Source organism: Variovorax sp. GW823-FHT04F07 (assembly GCF_058795995.1).
The window spans coordinates 1,517,874-1,534,714 of sequence record NZ_JBXAIG010000001.1; the positions used below are offsets into that span (position 1 = coordinate 1,517,874).

The 16,841-nt window shown below is 68.9% G+C and carries 15 protein-coding genes and 1 tRNA gene; 13 read left to right on the forward strand and 3 right to left on the reverse strand.

Annotated features, from left to right (window positions below):
* The first annotated feature begins 28 nt into the window (after positions 1–28).
* The 13 genes from AC1RAA_RS07155 to gmd are packed head-to-tail and all read left to right on the forward strand — an operon-like array spanning position 29 to position 15,433.
* Positions 29–2,308, forward strand: a complete 2,280-nt coding sequence (locus AC1RAA_RS07155) for a polysaccharide biosynthesis tyrosine autokinase (protein WP_492727389.1) — start codon at positions 29–31, stop codon at positions 2,306–2,308.
* Positions 2,305–2,985 (forward strand): sugar transferase, encoded by a 681-nt coding sequence (locus tag AC1RAA_RS07160; protein WP_159276456.1) that lies wholly within the window; start codon positions 2,305–2,307, stop codon positions 2,983–2,985. The genes AC1RAA_RS07155 and AC1RAA_RS07160 overlap by 4 nt, the downstream gene beginning before the upstream one ends.
* A 37-nt stretch (positions 2,986–3,022) precedes the next feature.
* Positions 3,023–4,000 carry a GDP-L-fucose synthase family protein gene (locus tag AC1RAA_RS07165; protein ID WP_369629152.1) on the forward strand — a complete coding sequence of 326 codons (978 nt, stop codon included), beginning with the start codon at positions 3,023–3,025 and terminating at the stop codon, positions 3,998–4,000.
* Between the two features lie 19 nt (positions 4,001–4,019).
* A complete protein-coding gene (locus AC1RAA_RS07170; RefSeq protein WP_492727391.1) occupies positions 4,020–5,333 on the forward strand; it encodes a hypothetical protein in 1,314 nt (437 codons plus the stop codon).
* Between the two features lie 24 nt (positions 5,334–5,357).
* A complete protein-coding gene (locus tag AC1RAA_RS07175) occupies positions 5,358–6,449 on the forward strand; it encodes a glycosyltransferase (RefSeq protein WP_492727393.1) in 1,092 nt (363 codons plus the stop codon).
* The gene (locus AC1RAA_RS07180) at positions 6,446–7,399 is read left to right on the forward strand and encodes a hypothetical protein (RefSeq protein WP_492727395.1); all 954 of its coding nucleotides are present in this window, start codon (positions 6,446–6,448) and stop codon (positions 7,397–7,399) included. Before AC1RAA_RS07175 ends, AC1RAA_RS07180 begins: the two co-directional genes overlap by 4 nt.
* Before the next feature lie 25 nt (positions 7,400–7,424).
* Positions 7,425–8,381, forward strand: coding sequence for a hypothetical protein (locus AC1RAA_RS07185; RefSeq protein ID WP_492727397.1), 957 nt, complete (start codon positions 7,425–7,427; stop codon positions 8,379–8,381).
* Positions 8,378–9,646 (forward strand): polysaccharide biosynthesis protein, encoded by a 1,269-nt coding sequence (locus AC1RAA_RS07190; RefSeq protein ID WP_492727399.1) that lies wholly within the window; start codon positions 8,378–8,380, stop codon positions 9,644–9,646. The genes AC1RAA_RS07185 and AC1RAA_RS07190 overlap by 4 nt, the downstream gene beginning before the upstream one ends.
* Positions 9,643–10,914 (forward strand): glycosyltransferase WbuB, encoded by a 1,272-nt coding sequence (locus AC1RAA_RS07195; RefSeq protein ID WP_492727401.1) that lies wholly within the window; start codon positions 9,643–9,645, stop codon positions 10,912–10,914. The genes AC1RAA_RS07190 and AC1RAA_RS07195 overlap by 4 nt, the downstream gene beginning before the upstream one ends.
* A complete protein-coding gene (galE, locus tag AC1RAA_RS07200) occupies positions 10,911–12,020 on the forward strand; it encodes a UDP-glucose 4-epimerase GalE (protein WP_492727403.1) in 1,110 nt (369 codons plus the stop codon). The genes AC1RAA_RS07195 and galE overlap by 4 nt, the downstream gene beginning before the upstream one ends.
* A gap of 40 nt (positions 12,021–12,060) precedes the next feature.
* Complete coding sequence (locus AC1RAA_RS07205; RefSeq protein ID WP_369647709.1) at positions 12,061–12,807, forward strand: LuxR C-terminal-related transcriptional regulator; 747 nt, start codon at positions 12,061–12,063, stop codon at positions 12,805–12,807.
* Between the two features lie 60 nt (positions 12,808–12,867).
* Positions 12,868–14,355 (forward strand): mannose-1-phosphate guanylyltransferase/mannose-6-phosphate isomerase, encoded by a 1,488-nt coding sequence (locus AC1RAA_RS07210; protein ID WP_492727405.1) that lies wholly within the window; start codon positions 12,868–12,870, stop codon positions 14,353–14,355.
* 40 nt (positions 14,356–14,395) lie between these two features.
* Entirely contained in the window at positions 14,396–15,433 is a 1,038-nt protein-coding gene (gene gmd, locus AC1RAA_RS07215) for a GDP-mannose 4,6-dehydratase (protein ID WP_492727407.1), read from the forward strand.
* A gap of 120 nt (positions 15,434–15,553) precedes the next feature.
* On the opposite strand, the gene AC1RAA_RS07220 is transcribed toward gmd, so the two are convergent.
* The 3 genes from AC1RAA_RS07220 to fdx all read right to left on the reverse strand — a co-directional run bounded on the left by AC1RAA_RS07220 (position 15,554) and on the right by fdx (position 16,835).
* Positions 15,554–15,628, reverse strand: a tRNA-Val gene (locus AC1RAA_RS07220).
* A gap of 75 nt (positions 15,629–15,703) precedes the next feature.
* Positions 15,704–16,411, reverse strand: coding sequence for a DNA polymerase III subunit epsilon (dnaQ, locus tag AC1RAA_RS07225; protein WP_070061050.1), 708 nt, complete (start codon positions 16,409–16,411; stop codon positions 15,704–15,706).
* Between the two features lie 85 nt (positions 16,412–16,496).
* Entirely contained in the window at positions 16,497–16,835 is a 339-nt protein-coding gene (fdx, locus tag AC1RAA_RS07230) for an ISC system 2Fe-2S type ferredoxin (RefSeq protein WP_070061051.1), read from the reverse strand.
* Between the last annotated feature and the right edge of the window lie 6 nt (positions 16,836–16,841).

Here is a 16,841-nt window from a genome sequence, read left to right on the forward strand (position 1 = left end):
CCCGAACACGACAAAGAAGGTGAAGCCCATGAATGCGCGTTGGTACCCCCCGCTTCCCGCACCGTACAGCCCGGAACCCGAGCGCCCGCACTCGCGGTTCAAGGAATACGTCGACCTGATGCTGGACAACCGATGGCTGATCGCCTCGGTCACCGCCGCGGTGTTGGTGCTGGGCGCGGGCTACGCGCTCTTCGGGCCGCGCGTGTACGAAGCGAACGTGCTGATCCAGCTCGAGGATGCCGAGCGCTCGCCCGGCGGCGCGGGCGATGCCGCGGTCAACGGCGTGGGCGTGAAGACGCCGACATCGGGCGAGGCCGAGATCCTGAAGTCGCGCATGGTGCTCGGCCAGGCGATCGAGAACACCAAACTGTTCATCAAGGCACGGCCGCACTACATCCCGGTCGTGGGCGCCTTCATGGCGCGGCATTCGAAGACGCTGTCCAGGCCGGGCTTTCTCGGCATGCGCGGCTACGTGTCGGGCACCGAGCGGATCGCGGTCGCGCAGATGGACGTGCCGCCGGCCCTCGAGGGCAAGAAGTTCCTGCTGACCGCCGGCAAGGACGGCGCCTACACCCTGACGCACCCCGACCTCGACACCCCGCTGCACGGCCGGGTCGGCGAGCCGCAGGACAGCTCGGTGCCGGGCGGCACGGTCCACCTGCTGGTGGCCTCGATCGACGCCCGGCCCGGCGGTGCCTTCGAGCTGACGCGGCATTCCACGCAGCTCACCATGCTCGAGCTGCAGCGCGAGCTGCGCGTGATCGAGAAGGGCAAGCAGTCCAGCGTGATCGACGTGAGCTGGCAGACCGACGACCGCGAGCACCTGGCGAACCTGCTCAACGAGGTGGCGCGCCTGTACATGCGGCAGAACATCGACCAGAAGACCGCGCAGGCCGAGCGCACGCTGAACTTCCTGGGCACCGAGCTGCCCAAGTTCAAGCAGCAGCTGGAACAGTCGGAAGAGGCCTACAACCAGTACCGCAACCAGAACGGAACCATCAGCCTGGACGACGAGGCGCGCAACGCGCTGTCGCAGAACGTCGACCTGCAGGCCAAGCTGCTCGACGCGCGCCAGAAGCGCCTGGACCTGGCGAGCCGCTTCACCAGCCAGCACCCGATGCTGATCACGCTCGACGCGCAGATCGCCTCGTTGCGCAAGGAGCTGGGCGGCGTGGACAACCGCATCCGCCGCATGCCGATGCTGCAGCAGAACTCGCTGCGCATGCAGCGCGACATCAAGGTCAACACCGAACTCTATTCGTCGCTCTTGAACAGCTCGCTGCAGATGCGCCTGGCCCGCGAAGGCCGCATCGGCAACGTGCGCGTGCTCGACCAGGCGCTGTCGCCCGAGAAGCCGGTGCGGCCCAAGGCGGTGATCGTGATGGCGCTGGCGCTGGTCGTGGGGCTGTTCCTGGGCGCGGTCACGTCGGTGCTTCGCAAGGTGCTCAAGAACACGGTCGCCACCCCCGACGAGATCGAGATGCGCACCGGCCTGAACGTCTACAGCACGATCGCACTCAGCACGCGGCAGGGCACGCTCGACCGCGCCATCCGCCAGGGCAAGCCCGGCGTGAAGCTGCTGGCGGCCTCGCACCCGGACGACCCGGCGCTCGAAGGCGTGCGCAGGCTGCGCACCGCGCTGGGCTTCCTGATGGCGGGCGCGCAGAACAACCGCATCCTGCTGACCAGCGCCACGCCGGGCGCGGGCAAGACCTTCCTGTCGGCGAACTTCTCGGCCGTGCTGGCGGCCTCCGGCAGGCGCGTGCTGCTGATCGACGCCGACATGCGCCGCGGCAAGCTGGCGAGCCAGTTCGGGCTCAAGGCGACCACCGGCCTGTCGGAGCTGATCGCCGGCACCGCCACGCTCGCGCAGGCGGTGCATGCGCAGGTGCTGCCGCACCTGGACGTGATCACCACCGGCAAGCTGCCGCTCGATCCGGCCACGATGATGGGTTCCAGTGCGTTCACGCGGTTGCTGGAGACCCTCTCGGCGCTGTACGACGCCGTGGTCATCGATGCCCCGCCGATCCTGCTGGCGACCGAGACCGTGGCGATGTCACCGGACGTGGGCACCCTGATGCTCGTGGCCCGCGCCGGCGACAGCGAACTGGGCGACCTGGTGGAGAGTGCGAAGCGGCTGGCGCACGTGGGCGCGGCGTTCCACGGCGTGGTGCTCAACGCGCAGGACGCGCGGCAACGCCACAACGCCTACGGCTACGACTACGGGCCCTACGGCCTGCCGCCGAACATCTATCCGCCCGCGCTGGGGCACACCCCCCGCGCCGAACCGGAGCGCGCGACATCATGAGCACGCACCTTTCACGCACGCCGCACCGCACCGCCGCCCGCCCCGTGCCGGTGGGCGGCTCGCGGCTCCTGCAGGCCGCCAAGCGCGCCATGGACATCCTCCTGGCGGGCGCCTTCTTCCTGTTCCTGGGCTGGGCCTACGCGCTGATCGCCCTCGGCGTGCTGCTGACCTCGGGCGGCCCGGCCATCTACGTGCAGCCGCGCTACGGCCGGGACGGGCGGATCTTCCGCTTCTACAAGTTCCGCACCATGGCGCCCGACGCCGATGCCCTGCTGGCTCGCCACCTGCGCGAGAACGACGCGGCGCGGCGCGAATGGGAGAAGTTCCAGAAGCTCGAGCACGACCCACGGATCACCCGCTTCGGCGCCTTCCTGCGTCGCTACAGCATCGACGAGTTTCCGCAGTTCTGGAACGTGCTCAAGGGCGACATGAGCATGGTCGGCCCGCGCCCCTGCATGTTTGCGCAGAAGGAGCTCTACGGCCCGTACTGGGCGTACTACTGCGCGGTGCGCCCGGGCATCACGGGCCTGTGGCAGATCAGCGGACGCAACGAGGTGAGCTACCGCCGCCGCGCCGCCATGGACGCCGAGTACGTCGCCACGCTATCGCTGCTGCGCGACGTCGTGATCCTGCTGAAGACCTTCCGCGTCGTGCTCGGGGCGCGCGGTTCGCGCTGAGACCCGCAGTCCCCTCTTCCTTCACTGAAAGAACACCATGCGAATCTATGTTGCAGGTCATCGCGGAATGGTCGGCCAGACGCTCACGAGGCGCCTGCGCGAACTCGGCCACGAGGTCGTGACGCGCAGCCACGCCGAGCTCGACCTGCTCGACCAGGCGGCGGTCGCGCGCTTCTTCGCGACCGAGCGCATCGACCAGGTCTACGTGGCGGCGGCCAAGGTCGGCGGCATCCACGCCAACATGACCTATCCCGCGCAGTTCATCTACGAGAACCTGCTGATCGCGGCCAACCTCACGCACCAGGCCTTTCTCGCCGGCGTCAAGCGGCTGCTGTTCCTCGGCTCGAGTTGCATCTATCCGCGGCTGGCCGAGCAGCCGATCCGCGAAGAGGCCTTGCTCACCGGCAAGCTCGAGCCCACCAACGAGCCCTACGCGATCGCCAAGATCGCGGGCATCAAGCTGTGCGAGAGCTACAACCGGCAGTACGGCGCCACGCACGGCGTCGACTTCCGCAGCGTGATGCCGAGCAACCTCTACGGGCCCGGCGACAACTACCACCTGGAAAACAGCCACGTGGTGCCGGCGCTGATCCAGCGCTTCCACCTGGCCAAGATCAGCCGCACGCCGAGCGTGCTGATCTGGGGCAGCGGCCGGGCGCGGCGCGAGTTCCTGTACGTGGACGACATGGTCGAAGGCTGCCTGGACGTGATGAACCTGTCGCGCGCCGCCTACGACCAGCACACCGATCCGATGCGCGGCCACATCAACCTCGGCACGGGCGAGGACGTCTCGATCGCCGAGCTGGTGGAGCACATCCGCGAGGTCGTGGGCTACGAGGGCAGCATCCACTACGACCTGGCCCAGCCCGACGGCGCCCCGCGAAAGCTGCTGGACGTGTCGCGCGCTGCCAGCTTCGGGTGGCACGCCACCGTGCCGCTGGCCGAAGGGCTGCGCCGCACCTATGCGGACTACCAGACCGCGCGCCGGACCGCCGCCGAGGCCGAGCACGCCTGAAGCAGAAACGGACCTCGCCATGAGAACCCTCGTCTTCTGGTCCGGCATCGTCTGCGCCGCGCTGTGCGGGCTGATCGATCCTGTCTGGGGCTACGGGGTGGTGTTCGTGCTGACGGTGGTGCAGCTGTCGATGCTGGGCACCGCCAGCGACAGCGTGTTCCTGCTGATCCACTACACGGCGGTTCTCATCTACTTCTCGCTGGCGCCGGCGATGCAGATCGCGACCGACACCGACTTCTGGGAGGTCGGCATCGTCGGCCAGGCCGCGCACACGCAGGGGCTGATGCTCGTGCTGCTGTACATGGCCGGCGTGGAAGCCGCACGGCTGGGGCTGCCCGAGCCGCCCGCCACGCCCCGGCCGGCGCAGCGCGCGCTCGGCGCCGGCGTCGCCCACCCCTTCCTGCTGCTGGCCTGCCTGGAGGTGGCGTTCGCCATGCTCTTCCTGCGCCCCGACATGAACTTCACGGCGCGCGGCGTGATTTCCGAAGAGGAGGCCGCGCCGGTCCAGTACATCGTCTATTCCACGCTGCCCAAGCTCATGGTGCTGCTGTGCTGCGTGGCGCTCGCGATCCACGCCACGCGCCAGCGCACGCTGTGGGCCTGGTGCGTCGCGGGCCTCTCATTCGCGCTGGCCGCCATCGCCGCGAACCCGGTCAACACGGCGCGCCAGGTCATCCTGATCGGGCTGCTGCCGCTGCTCATCCACGCCCTGGGGCGGCGCCACCGGTGGACGCTCGCCGCCGTGATCTTCGGCGCCATCGCGGGCCTGGGGCCGGTGCTGAACCTGATCTCGCGGGACGCCATGTGGGGCGCGGAGCTGGCGTCGTACCCCTTCAGCCAGGACTTCGACGCGATGTTCGTCGTCGCGGGCATCCTGGAGCGCGCGCCCTCGCCCGATCTGGGCTACGGGCGCTACCTGCTCTCGGCCTTCTCCTTCATCCTGCCGCGCGAACTGAAGATGTTCCCGGGCTACGACCCGCTCGGCTGGCCGGCCGTGCTGGGCAACTTCTCGCAGAGCAACCTGTCGCTGCCGCCCTTCACCACCGCCTACTTCGACTTCGGGCTGGCGGGCCCGGCCCTGCTGGGCTTCGCGGTCTCGGCGCTCTTTCGCCTCGTCGACAAGGCCATCGATCCGCAACGCACGCTGACGGCCGGCTACCTGTGCGCGCTGGTGCTGCTGGCGGCCTACGTGCCGTTCCTGCGCGGGCCGATCCTGGGCTGGGGACCGTTCGCCGTCTCGGGGCTGGTCGCGGCCGTCGTCGCCGGCAGCCTCGCGGCGTGGTTCCGCAGGCCGGCCCCCCGCCCGGCGCGCGCCAGCCTGCCGACCGCATGAGAACGCACGCACGCAGGAGCGACCATGGCCACCTACCTCTTCTACGACACGATCCGGCTCAACGCGTCGGCGGGCGGGGTGCTGAACGTGTCCGAGGTGCTGCTCGAGAGCATGCGCGACGCGCCGGGCCACGAGGTGCAGCCGATCAGCGAGCGCCATCCGCACCTGTACGCGGCCGCACGGCGGCTGAAGATCAGCCGCTTCATCCTCGACACGCTGCTCTACAACATCCACCTGGTGCGCGGGTGGCTGCGCGGGGAGCGCGTGTACTCGCTGTTCCCGAACTACTTCCTGCCTTTCTCGCTGCTGGCGCCGTTCGGCCGCCACCGGGATTCGATCGTGGTGGTGCACGACGTGCAGTACAAGTCGTACCCGCAGTACTTCAGCGCGCGCAAGCGCCTCTGGCTCGACTGGAACCTGCACCGCGTGGCGCGCAGCGCCGCCGACGTGGTCTTCATCAGCCGCAGCAGCCAGGAAGACTTCGAGCGGCACTTCAGGCGCTGCGAGCACCCGGCGGTGATCTTCAATCCCGTGGATGCGGGCGCCGTCGCCGCGAACGCCGACCGCACGGCAGCACCCGACGGGCGCTACCTGATCGCGGCCTACCACTACTACCCGCACAAGAACTTCGAAGGCATCCTGAAGCTTTTCGTGCGCATGAAGCGCCAGGGCCTGGTCGACTACCTCGACATCACCGGCAACGGCGCCAAGGAGGTCGAACGCATGATCTCGGCCATGGCGCCCGCGTTCCGCGGCTGCGTGCGACACCGGGGACTGGTGTCGCGGGAAGAACTCCTGCGGCTGTATCGGGGGGCGACGGCCTTCATCTCGCTGTCCACCTTCGAGGGCTTCAACCTGTCGGCCGCCGAGGCGGCCACGCTGGGCGTGCCGCTGCTGCTCTCGGACCTTCCGGTGCACCGGGAGCTCTTCGCGGGCTACGCGTTCTTCATCGGCAATGAATTCGTCGGCCTCGGCAGCATCGAGCGCTACCTGGCCGCGCACCAGCGCACGCGCCCCGCATGGTCGCTCTCGCGGGTCTGCACGCCGGGCGCGGTGGCCGCAAGTTACCTCAGGCTGAAGCGCGGTGACGCGTCGCTGGCGAGGGCCACGCCATGACGAACCGCGCACGCTCCCTGCTTCGCACGCTCGCGATGCTGGCGCTCGGGCTGGCCGCATGGGCGCGGCCGGCCGTCGCAGCACTGCCCGAAACGCAGGGCGCACCGGGCTTCGGCGTGATGGTGCATTACCTGCCCGACAAGCAGTCCATCGCCGGCATCGGACGCTTCGACGTCGACGCCTTCGCCGCTTCGCTCGCGGAGATGCGCGCCAGCCATCTCATCCTCACGCTCGGACAGAACAACGGCCAGTTCATCGCGCCGAACGCCGCCCTCGAAGCGCTGTGCCCGCGCAGCGCCGCGCACCGTTCACCGCGCGACCTGCCGATGGAGATCGGCCGCGCGCTGCGGCGCCACGGCATCGCGCTGATCCTCTACCTGCCCTTCCGCGCGCCGCAAGGGGATGCCTACCTGATGGAGTGCCTGGGCGATGTCTCCGAACAGCAGCCACCGCCGACGCGCTTCATCGCCGCCTGGTCGGCCGTGATCGACAGCTGGTCGCAGCACTACGGCGCAGTCGCCACGGGCTGGTGGTTCGACGGCGTCTACAACACGACGGGCATGACGACGCGCGACTGGGACCGGTTCTGCGCGGCCGCGCGCAGCGGCGCCCCCACCCGGTGGCTGGCCTTCAATGCCGGCGAGGGGGCGGCGCGCTTCAGCCTCAAGAGCGCGCCGTGCCAGAACCTCATGGCGGGCGAGTACCTGCAGCCCGCCGCACGCCTGGCCTCGCCGCCCTCCGAACTCCGGCTGCATGTGCTGACGCCGCTGGGCGCTTCCTGGGCCCAGCCGAGCGCGCCGCGCTTCTCGGCCGCGCAGCTGCGCAGCTGGATCGGCGACGCGAACGCGCGGGGCGGAATGCTCACGCTCGACATGCCGCTGGACGCCGACTTCCACTTTCTTCCCGCCCACGTCGCGCTGGTGCGCAGCGCCACCGCGCCGCGGCCCTGACCCGTACCAACCCGCTTGCCCGACCATGGACCACGCCCTCCCCTTCATCGTTGTGGAAGACCGCCAGAACACGGCCCTGCGCCTGTGCTGCGAATCCGCGGCCATGGCGCAGGAGCAGCTGGTCGTCCTGTCGGACACCGACGCCGGACCGGCGTACGAACGCTTCTGCCAGGCCTACGTGCACCTGTCGAGCAACACGCCGGCGTTCGAGAAGATCTGCTTCCGGCGCTACTTCCTCCTGGCGAACCATCTCGCAGCGCACCCCGATTGCCGCGCCTTCGTGCTGATCGACAGCGACGTGCTGCTGTTCAACGGCGTCGGCGCCCACATTGCGCGCCTGGTGGGCAGTGCCGACTTCTCCGGCTCCAGCATCCTGCCCACCGACGGCTGGAACCCCTGCCAGATCTCGCCGCACGTGAGCTACTGGACGGCGGCCGGCCTGCAGGACTTCGTCGCCTGCCTCCTGCGCATGTACAGCACGCCCGCGGGCCTGCACCAGCTGCGCGACATTGCCGAGCGCTTCGCGACCCGCAGCGTGCGCGGCGGGGTGTCCGACATGACGCTGCTGTACCTGTGGGCGCAGGCCAGCGGCAACACGGTGCCGATCAACCGGGTGTTCGACGGCCAGGTGATCGACCACAACGTCAACGGCGGCACCAACCACTTCGTGCGCGAGTTCCGCGTGCGCGGCGGCGCCAAGCGCCTGGCCTTCATCGACGGCCAGCCCTGCCTGCAGACGCCGGCGGGCGACACGGTGCGCGTGCTGGCGCTGCACTTCCAGGGCGCCGCCAAGCTGGCGATGCAGCCCGCGCTGCATCGCCGCGTGTACACCGTTGCGGTGCTGACCTGGGCACTGCAGATGGCACGCCGAGCCAAGAACAACGCGCACCGGATCGCCTCGCGCGCGCGCCGCATGGCCGACACCCTGGGCGTCGCGCAGGCGCCAACGCCGAAGCACCCCGCGGACGGGAGCACGCCATGAAGCCCGCCGCCGGCACCTCGTTCGCCCTGCCCGGCATCCGCCTGGCACAGCGCCTGGGGCTGGGGGCGCTCGCGTCGCGGCTGTATGTGTACCTGTCGGGTTTCCTGGCGATCTTCCTGATCGCGGCGCAGGTGGCGCCCGCGCGCTTCGGCGAGTACTCCGTCTACCAGTCGGTGCTGGAAGTGGCGCTGGTCGTGGGCACGCTGGGCAGTTCGCTGCTGTTCTCGCGCAATGCCGCGAGCGTGCCGCCCCGGGTGACCCGTGGCGACCTGGCGCGCACGCTGGCGATCGGGCTGCCGCTGGCCGCGCTGCTCGCGGCCGGCGTCGTGGGGGCGCAGCGCCTGCCGGTGGCCGGCGCGCCCTTCGTGCTGATCGTGCTGTCGCTCGCGGTCTTCGCCTTCAACAGCCTGCGCCTGTCGTACAGCCGGGGCCTGGGCCATGCGGGCCTGCTCAACCTGGAATCGGGCGTGCGCGCGACCGTGCTGGTGCTGGGCGTGGCGACGCTCGCTGCGCTCGGCCTGGAGATCGGCGTGGCGCACCTGCTCGCCATCAACCTGCTGGCCTTGGTGCTCGTGGGCGCGGCCATCTTCCTGCCGGCGAACGGTGCTGCACCGCCGGCCGGGCCGCCCGTGCTGGCGCTCGCGTCGCAGGCCAGCGCCACGGTGTATGCGCTGCTGACCTTCCTGCTGCGCAAGTCGGACCTGCTGCTCGTGGCGCTCTTCATGCCGCTGGGCTACGTGGGCGCGTTCAAGCTGGCCTTTCTGCTCGCGGAGGCGCCCTCGCAGTTCGTGCAGGCCTTTCTCGTCACGAAGACGCCGGCGATGCTGGACGCCAACGCGGCCAACCTGACGATCGAGAAGCTGCGGCTGGCACGACATTCGTTCCTGCTCGGCTGCGTGCTCTTCGTGGGGCTGGCGGGGCTGATGGCGGTGGCCGCGCCGCTGCTCAAGCTCGGCCCCGAGGCGCGCGACATCTTCGTGTGCATCGCGCCGTACTTCCTGCTGAGGACCTACACGGTCCACCACGAAACGATGCTCTCGCTGAACGCCACGATGGGTTCGCTCGGGTGGTGGACGCTGCTGGAGTTCGCACTGCGGCTGGCTTCGTACGGCGTCGTGATCGCGCTCTTTCCCGACAAGCCGCACTACGTCTTCTTCATCGCCTTCGTCACCGACTTCGTGCTGTACGAGCTGCGCATGCGCGCGCTGTTCGGCTTCTTTCCGATCGTGCGCCTGCTGCGCCCGGCCATGGGGAGGTCGCCGTGAAGATCCTGCTGTACTCGATGAACTTCGCGCCCGAGCTGACCGGCATCGGCAAGTACTCGGGCGAGATGGCCGACTGGCTGCAGGCCCGGGGCCACGACGTGCGCGTGATCGCGGCGCCGCCCTTCTTCCCGCACTGGGCGGTGTTCGAGGGCCATTCGGCCTGGGCCTATCGCAGGACCACCGGGCGCAACGGCCTCACGGTCTGGCGCGCGCCCACCTGGGTGCCTTCGCAGCCGCGTGCGCTGGCGCGCGTGGCGCACCTGTGCTCGTTCATGCTGTCGAGCATGCCGCTGCTGCTGGCGCAGGCGCGCTGGAAGCCCGACCTGGTGTTCGTCGTGGAGCCGCCGCTTTTCTGCGCGCCCGCGGTGCTGTGCTTCGCGAAGCTGCTCAGCATCAGGTCGTGGCTGCACATCCAGGACTTCGAAGTCGATGCGGCGTTCGGCCTGGGCCTCGTGCGCGGCGCGGGCGTGCGGCGCGTCGCGCTGTCGCTCGAGCGATGGCTGCTCGCGAAATTCGACCGCGTGTCGACCATCTCGGCGGCCATGGTCGACAAGGCCAGAAGCAAGGGCATCGGTGAAGGTCGCTTGGTACTTTTCCCGAACTGGGTAGACGTCTCGGCGATCCGCCCCGCTCCCCGCGCGACCGATGGCTACCGGGCCGAGCTGGGCATTGCGACCGATGCCGTGGTCGTGCTCTATGCGGGCAGCCTGGGCGCCAAGCAGGGCATCGAACTGCTGGCCGAGGCGGCGCGCCTGCTCGCCGACCAGCAGAACATTCACTTCGTCATCTGCGGCAACGGCCCGAGCCGCGACCCGCTGATGTCGGCCTGCGCCGGCCTGGACCGCGTGCACTTTCTCGACCTGCAGCCCGCCGAGCGGCTCAACGAATTGCTGGGCATGGCCGACATCCACATGCTGCCGCAGCGCGCCGATGCCGCCGACCTCGTGATGCCCTCGAAGCTGGCCGGCATGTTCGCGAGCGGCAAGGCCGTGATCGCCACGGCGCACCCCGGCACCGAACTCGCCCGCGTGGTCGCGGACCGTGGCTTCGTGGTGCCCCCGGGCGATGCGGCCGTGCTGGCCGACGCGATCGCGCAGCTCGCGTGCTCGCCGGGCCTGCGCCAGGCGCTCGGTGCGGCGGGCCGCGCGTTCGCGCTGGCGGAGCTCGACCAGGACGCCATCCTGTCGCGCTTCGAGCAGGCGCTGCTTCGCTGCGTGGCAGACCAAGGCACGGCCACGCCAACCCCACTGCGCGAGTCCCAACCATGACCCACTCAAAGATTCTGGTGACGGGTGGCGCCGGCTTCGTCGGAAGCCACGCCTGCGTGGCGTTGATCGCGGCCGGCTACCTGCCGGTGGTGCTGGACACGCTGGTCAACAGCGACCCGCGCTCGCTGGAGCGCGTGGCACGCATCTGCGGCGTGCAGCCGCAGCTGGTGCGCGGCGACGTGCGCGACGCGGCGGTGCTCGACCGCGTGTTCGCCGAGCACGGGGTCGACGCGGTGCTGCATCTGGCCGGGCTGAAGGCGGTCAGCCGCTCGGTGAGCGACCCGCTCGGCTACTACGACGTCAACGTGGCGGGCAGCCTCGCGCTGGCGCGTGCCATGGAGCGTGCCGGCGTGCGCACGTTGATCTTCTCGTCCTCGGCCACGGTCTACGGCGACATCCCGCGCTCGCCGATACGGGAAAGCGCGTCGTACGCGGCCGTCAACCCCTATGGGCGCTCCAAGGTGATGGTGGAGCGCATGCTCGCGGACCTCGCCCGCTCCGATCCGCGCTGGGGCATCGCATGCCTGCGTTTCTTCAACCCGATCGGCGCGCACGAGAGCGGCCTGCTCGGCGAACACCCGCAGGGGCCGCCCGACAACCTGGTGCCGTATGTCTCGCAGGTCGCGGTGGGCGAGCGCGGGCACGTCGTCGTGCACGGCAACGACTACGAGACGCACGACGGCACGGGTGTGCGCGACTACGTGCACGTGATGGACGTGGCCGAAGGCCATGTGGCGGCCCTGCGGTACGCGACGCTGCATCGGGGCCTGCTCACGGTGAACCTGGGCACGGGGCACGGCGCGTCGGTGCTCGACGTGATCGCGGCCTTCGAACGCGCATGCGGGCACCGCATCGCGGTGCACATCGGTCCGCGCCGTCCCGGCGACGCCCCGGCCTACTGGGCGGACGTGCAGCACGCCCAGGACCGGCTCGGCTGGCGCGCACAGCGCAGCCTGGACCAGATGTGCGCCGACAGCTGGCGCTGGCAGCTGGCGAACCCGCGCGGCTTCGACGAACCGATGCCGGGCTTCCCGGTCCGCGCCGCCGACGGCGCCGCACCGACCGCCGTTCCTCACTCACTTCAACCGGGGCAAGAACATGGCTGAAAACACGCTCACACCCTCTGGCGACCCCACCCCCGCCGTGATGGCGCCGCGCCGCCCGGGCCCGCCCGCCCCCGTGTGCGCGCCCGCCGCGAGGCTGTGGCCGGACTTCATGACGGGCCAGGAAAAATCGCCGGTGCGCGTGCTGCTCATCGACGACGACGAGTACATGCGCCGGGTGATCGCCCAGGAGTTGCTGTCGGACCTGCGCATCCAGCTCGAAGGCCAGGCCGACAGCATCCGCGAGGGGCGCAAGCTCTTGGCCACGCATGCGTTCGACGTGCTGATGGTCGACCTGCGGCTCAGCGACGGCATGGGTTTCGAGCTGATCGCCGAGGCGCGCCGTCACCATGGCAACGGCGAGATCATCGTGATCTCCGCGCTCGAGGACGATGCCCACGTGCTGCGCGCCTTCGAGCTGGGCGCCACGGGCTACCTGCTGAAGAACGCCTGGCTGCAGAGCTTTGCCGATGCGGTGCTGCACGTGGTGAACGGCGGCGCCGTCATCACGCCGCGGCTCGCGCGGCGCCTGCTGCACCGCCTGAACCACCAGCCCCGCGAGCCGCAGCCCGCCGACGACGCATCACCGCCGCGCGACACGACGCTGACACCGCGCGAGAGCCAGGTCCTTCGCCACGTGGCGTCGGGCTACGTCTCGGCGGAGATCGGCGCCAAGCTCGGCATCACGGGCCAGACGGTCAACGTGCACATCAAGAGCATCTACAAGAAGCTGCATGTGCATTCGCGCGCCCAGGCGGTGAACCTCGCCGTTCACACGGGCCTGATCTGAGCGGCACGCCCTCGAAGCGATCCGGTTCATCACCCACTGCACACACAAAGGCTGGTCACCATGAACACCCCCACCATTCATCCCGTGGTCCTGTGCGGCGGCAGTGGCACGCGGCTGTGGCCGCTGTCGCGCAAGGCCTTTCCCAAGCAGTTCGCACCGATCGTGGGCAACAAGAGCCTGCTGCATCTCACGCTCGAACGGCTCGCAACGCTGAACCGGACGATCACCTGCGTCGCGTCGGAAGAGCACCGCTTCCTGGTGCGCGAGGCGATCGAGAACGCGCACGCGCAAGGCCGCCAGATCCTCGAGCCCGTGCCCCGCAACACGGCCGCCGCGATGGCCGCGGCGGCCCTGCTGGCCGAGCCCGACGACCTGCTGCTCTTTGCGCCCGCGGACCACCACATTCCCGACGTGGCGCTGTTCGAGGCCACGATGCGCAGCGGCGTCGAAGCAGCCCTGGCAGGCAAGATCGTCACCTTCGGCATCGCGCCCAGTTTTCCGAGCACGGCCTACGGGTACATCGAGGCGGCCGGGGCCACGGGCCATGGCCCCAGCCACGCGGTGGCGCGCTTCGTCGAGAAGCCGACGGCGGCGGTGGCCGCGGCGCTGATCCTGCAAGGCAACTACTGCTGGAACGCGGGCATCTTCCTGGTCCAGGCGCGCACGCTGGTCGCGGCCCTGCGCACGCATGCGCCCGACATCCTCGCCACCTGCGAACGCGCGACGGCCGCGGTGTCGGTCGACGGCAGCTTCGTGCGGCTGGACCGTGAGGCCTTCGAAGGCTGCCGCAGCGACAGCATCGACTACGCGGTGCTCGAAAAGCACGCCGACGTCGCGGTGGTGCGTTTCGAAGGCGCATGGAGCGACGTGGGCAGCTGGAACGCGGTGGCCCAGCTGCACCCGGCCGACGAGGCGGGCAACCGCGTGAGCGGCGCGGGCAGCGTGCTGAACTCGCGCAACACCTTCGTCCATGCGCCGCACCGGCCGGTGGTGGCGCTCGGCACCGAGGACCTGATCATCGTGGACACGCCGGACGCGGTGCTGGTCGCCGGCGCGGACTGCGCCGAACAGGTGGCCGAGGTGGTGCGCATGCTGGCGCGCGAAGGCACGGTCGAAGCCACCGAGCATCGCCGCGTGGTGCGGCCCTGGGGCGCCTACGACAGCATCGACACCGGCGAGCGCTTCCAGGTGAAGCACCTGACCGTCAAGCCCGGCGGCAAGCTGTCGCTGCAGATGCACCACCACCGCGCCGAGCACTGGATCGTCGTCAAGGGCACGGCAAAGGCCACGCGTGGCGGCGAAGTGCTGCTGGTGCGGGAGAACGAGTCGATCTACCTGCCCTCGGGCACCATCCACCGGCTGGAGAACCCCGGCAAGACGATGCTGGAAGTGATCGAGGTACAGACCGGCAGCTACCTCGGCGAAGACGACATCGTGCGCTTCGACGACACCTACGGCCGCTGCCCCGCGGCCGAGAAGCGCGAGGCGCTCGCGTTGCAAGCGGCCCTGCAGCCCACGGCCGAACGCGGCGTCGATGCGCCGGCCTGACCCGTCCCTTCCCTTCCCTTCCTCTCACCTCATTGAAGCCATGAAAAAACGTGCTGTCGTCACTGGCATTACCGGACAGGACGGGGCGTACCTGGCCGAGCTGCTGCTGGGCAAGGGCTACACCGTCTACGGAACCTTCCGCCGAACCAGTTCGGTGAACTTCTGGCGCATCGAGTCGCTCGGCATCCAGGACCATCCGGAGCTTCATCTCGTGGAGTACGACCTGACGGACCTGGGCAGTTCGATCACGCTCATTCGCGATGCGCAGCCCGACGAGGTCTACAACCTGGCGGCGCAGAGCTACGTGGGCGCGAGCTTCAACCAGCCCGAAGCCACCACGAACATCAACGGGCTGGGCACCCTCCACCTGCTCGACGCGATCCGCCTGACGGACCGCAGCATCAGGTATTACCAAGCCTCGACGTCGGAGATGTTCGGCAACGTCCAGGCCATTCCGCAGAAGGAAGACACGCCCTTCTATCCCCGCAGCCCGTACGGCGTCTCCAAGCTCTTCGCCCACTGGATGACGATGAACTACCGCGAGAGCTACGGGCTCTTCGGTTGCTGCGGCATCCTCTTCAACCACGAGAGCCCGCTGCGCGGCCGCGAATTCGTGACGCGCAAGGTCACCGACGCGGCGGCCAAGATCCGGCTCGGCAAGCTCGATGTGCTCACGCTGGGCAACATGGACGCCAAGCGCGACTGGGGCTATGCGAAGGAATACGTCGATGGCATGTGGCGCATGCTGCAGGCCGACAAGCCGGACAACTACGTGCTCGCCACCAACCGCACGGAAACCGTGCGGGATTTCGTCGACATGGCGTTCAGGGCCGCGGGCTACGAACTCCGGTTCGAAGGGTCGGCGCAGGAAGAGGTCGCCATCGACCGCGAGAGCGGCAAGGTCCTCGTGAGGGTCGACCCGAGGTTCTATCGCCCGGCAGAGGTGGAACTGCTCATCGGCGATGCGTCGCATGCCAGGAAAACGCTGGGCTGGGAGCCCCGCACGACGCTGGAGGAACTGTGCGCGATGATGGTGGAGGCCGACCTGCGGCGCAACCGCGAAGGCCGGTCGTTCTGAGTGCGGAAGACCCGTCCTGAATGGCATCGGGATTTGCGCGGGACCAACAAAAACGGCACCCGAAGGTGCCGCCTGAAACGAAAACGGCACCTGATGGTGCCGTCTGTCGTAGGTCTGAAATGGTGGGCGGTGGAGGCTTCGAACCTCCGACCCCAGCAGTGTGAATGCTGTGCTCTACCCCTGAGCTAACCGCCCTGAGACACTGCTTTTGAGTTCAGTGTCTTGAACACGTATCGCGCTGTGCGAAGCCTCAGATTATGCCATAGCTTTTCAGCCGTTTTGGCGAAATAAAGTTTTTCCGCCGCTGGATTTGTCGAGTTGCGACAACACGGCCTCGTGCGCGCTGAGTTCGTGCTCGGCCGCCGCGATCACCGGCAGCTCGAACTGGCTCAGGTCGATGGCCACGACCGTCGTGCCCTGCGCGGGCTCGTTCGAGGCCACGTCGATCAGCAGTGCGTCCTGCCCACGCGTGAGGTTGATGTAGACGTCGGCGAGCAGCTGCGCGTCGAGCTTGGCGCCGTGGAAGGTGCGGTTCGAGCGGTCGACACCGAAGCGGTCGCACAGCGCATCGAGCGAATTGCGCTTGCCCGGATACACCAGCTTGGCCATGGCCAGCGTGTCGGTCACTTCGCTCACGAAGGTCTTGAGCGGCGGCAGGCCGGCGCGCTCGAATTCCTTGTTGAGAAAGCCGACGTCGAAGGCCGCGTTGTGGATGATCAGCTCGGCATCGCGCAGGTACTCGATGATGTCCTTGCCCAGCGTGGCGAACTTCGGCTTGTCGCGCAGGAAGTCGGTGGTCAGGCCGTGGACCTTGAGCGCGTCCTCGTGGCTCTCGCGCTCCGGGTTGAAGTAGATGTGCAGGTCGTTGCCGGTGAGCTTGCGCGCGAACAGCTCCACACAGCCCAGCTCGATGATGCGGTCGCCGTTCTCCGCAGACAGGCCGGTGGTTTCCGTATCGAGAACGATCTGGCGACTCATGCGTGCCCCCTGTCTCGGCACTTCGTGTCCTCGCCGCCCCCCGAGGGGGTGCGAGCTTGCTTGGGGCGGCCCGGCGCTGCGCTCATCAGTGGTTTTCCTTGGCGTGGTTGATCGAGTACTTCGGAATCTCGATCGTCACATTCTCCTGCGCCAGGATCGACTGGCAACTCAGGCGCGATTGCGGCTCCAGGCCCCAGGCGCGGTCGAGCAAATCTTCTTCGCCCTCTTCCGCCTCGTTCAGCGAGTCGAAGCCCGCGCGCACGATCACGTGGCAGGTGGTGCAGGCGCAGCTCATCTCGCAGGCGTGCTCGATGTTGATGTCGTGGTCGAGCAGCGCCTCGCAGATCGAGGTGCCGGCGGGCGCGGTGATTTCGGCGCCTTGCGGGCAGTACTCGGGATGCGGGTAGATCTTGATCGTGGGCATGAAATG

What these genes read in the sequence shown, in the direction of transcription:
- AC1RAA_RS07155 (WP_492727389.1), top strand. Translation starts at nt 29, where the DNA reads ATGAATGCGCGTTGGTACCCCCCGCTTCCCGCACCGTACAGCCCGGAA.
- AC1RAA_RS07160 (WP_159276456.1), top strand. Translation starts at nt 2,305, where the DNA reads ATGAGCACGCACCTTTCACGCACGCCGCACCGCACCGCCGCCCGCCCC.
- AC1RAA_RS07165 (WP_369629152.1), top strand. Translation starts at nt 3,023, where the DNA reads ATGCGAATCTATGTTGCAGGTCATCGCGGAATGGTCGGCCAGACGCTC.
- AC1RAA_RS07170 (WP_492727391.1), top strand. Translation starts at nt 4,020, where the DNA reads ATGAGAACCCTCGTCTTCTGGTCCGGCATCGTCTGCGCCGCGCTGTGC.
- AC1RAA_RS07175 (WP_492727393.1), top strand. Translation starts at nt 5,358, where the DNA reads ATGGCCACCTACCTCTTCTACGACACGATCCGGCTCAACGCGTCGGCG.
- AC1RAA_RS07180 (WP_492727395.1), top strand. Translation starts at nt 6,446, where the DNA reads ATGACGAACCGCGCACGCTCCCTGCTTCGCACGCTCGCGATGCTGGCG.
- AC1RAA_RS07185 (WP_492727397.1), top strand. Translation starts at nt 7,425, where the DNA reads ATGGACCACGCCCTCCCCTTCATCGTTGTGGAAGACCGCCAGAACACG.
- AC1RAA_RS07190 (WP_492727399.1), top strand. Translation starts at nt 8,378, where the DNA reads ATGAAGCCCGCCGCCGGCACCTCGTTCGCCCTGCCCGGCATCCGCCTG.
- galE (WP_492727403.1), top strand. Translation starts at nt 10,911, where the DNA reads ATGACCCACTCAAAGATTCTGGTGACGGGTGGCGCCGGCTTCGTCGGA.
- AC1RAA_RS07205 (WP_369647709.1), top strand. Translation starts at nt 12,061, where the DNA reads ATGGCGCCGCGCCGCCCGGGCCCGCCCGCCCCCGTGTGCGCGCCCGCC.
- AC1RAA_RS07210 (WP_492727405.1), top strand. Translation starts at nt 12,868, where the DNA reads ATGAACACCCCCACCATTCATCCCGTGGTCCTGTGCGGCGGCAGTGGC.
- gmd (WP_492727407.1), top strand. Translation starts at nt 14,396, where the DNA reads ATGAAAAAACGTGCTGTCGTCACTGGCATTACCGGACAGGACGGGGCG.
- dnaQ (WP_070061050.1), bottom strand. Translation starts at nt 16,411, where the DNA reads ATGAGTCGCCAGATCGTTCTCGATACGGAAACCACCGGCCTGTCTGCG.
- fdx (WP_070061051.1), bottom strand. Translation starts at nt 16,835, where the DNA reads ATGCCCACGATCAAGATCTACCCGCATCCCGAGTACTGCCCGCAAGGC.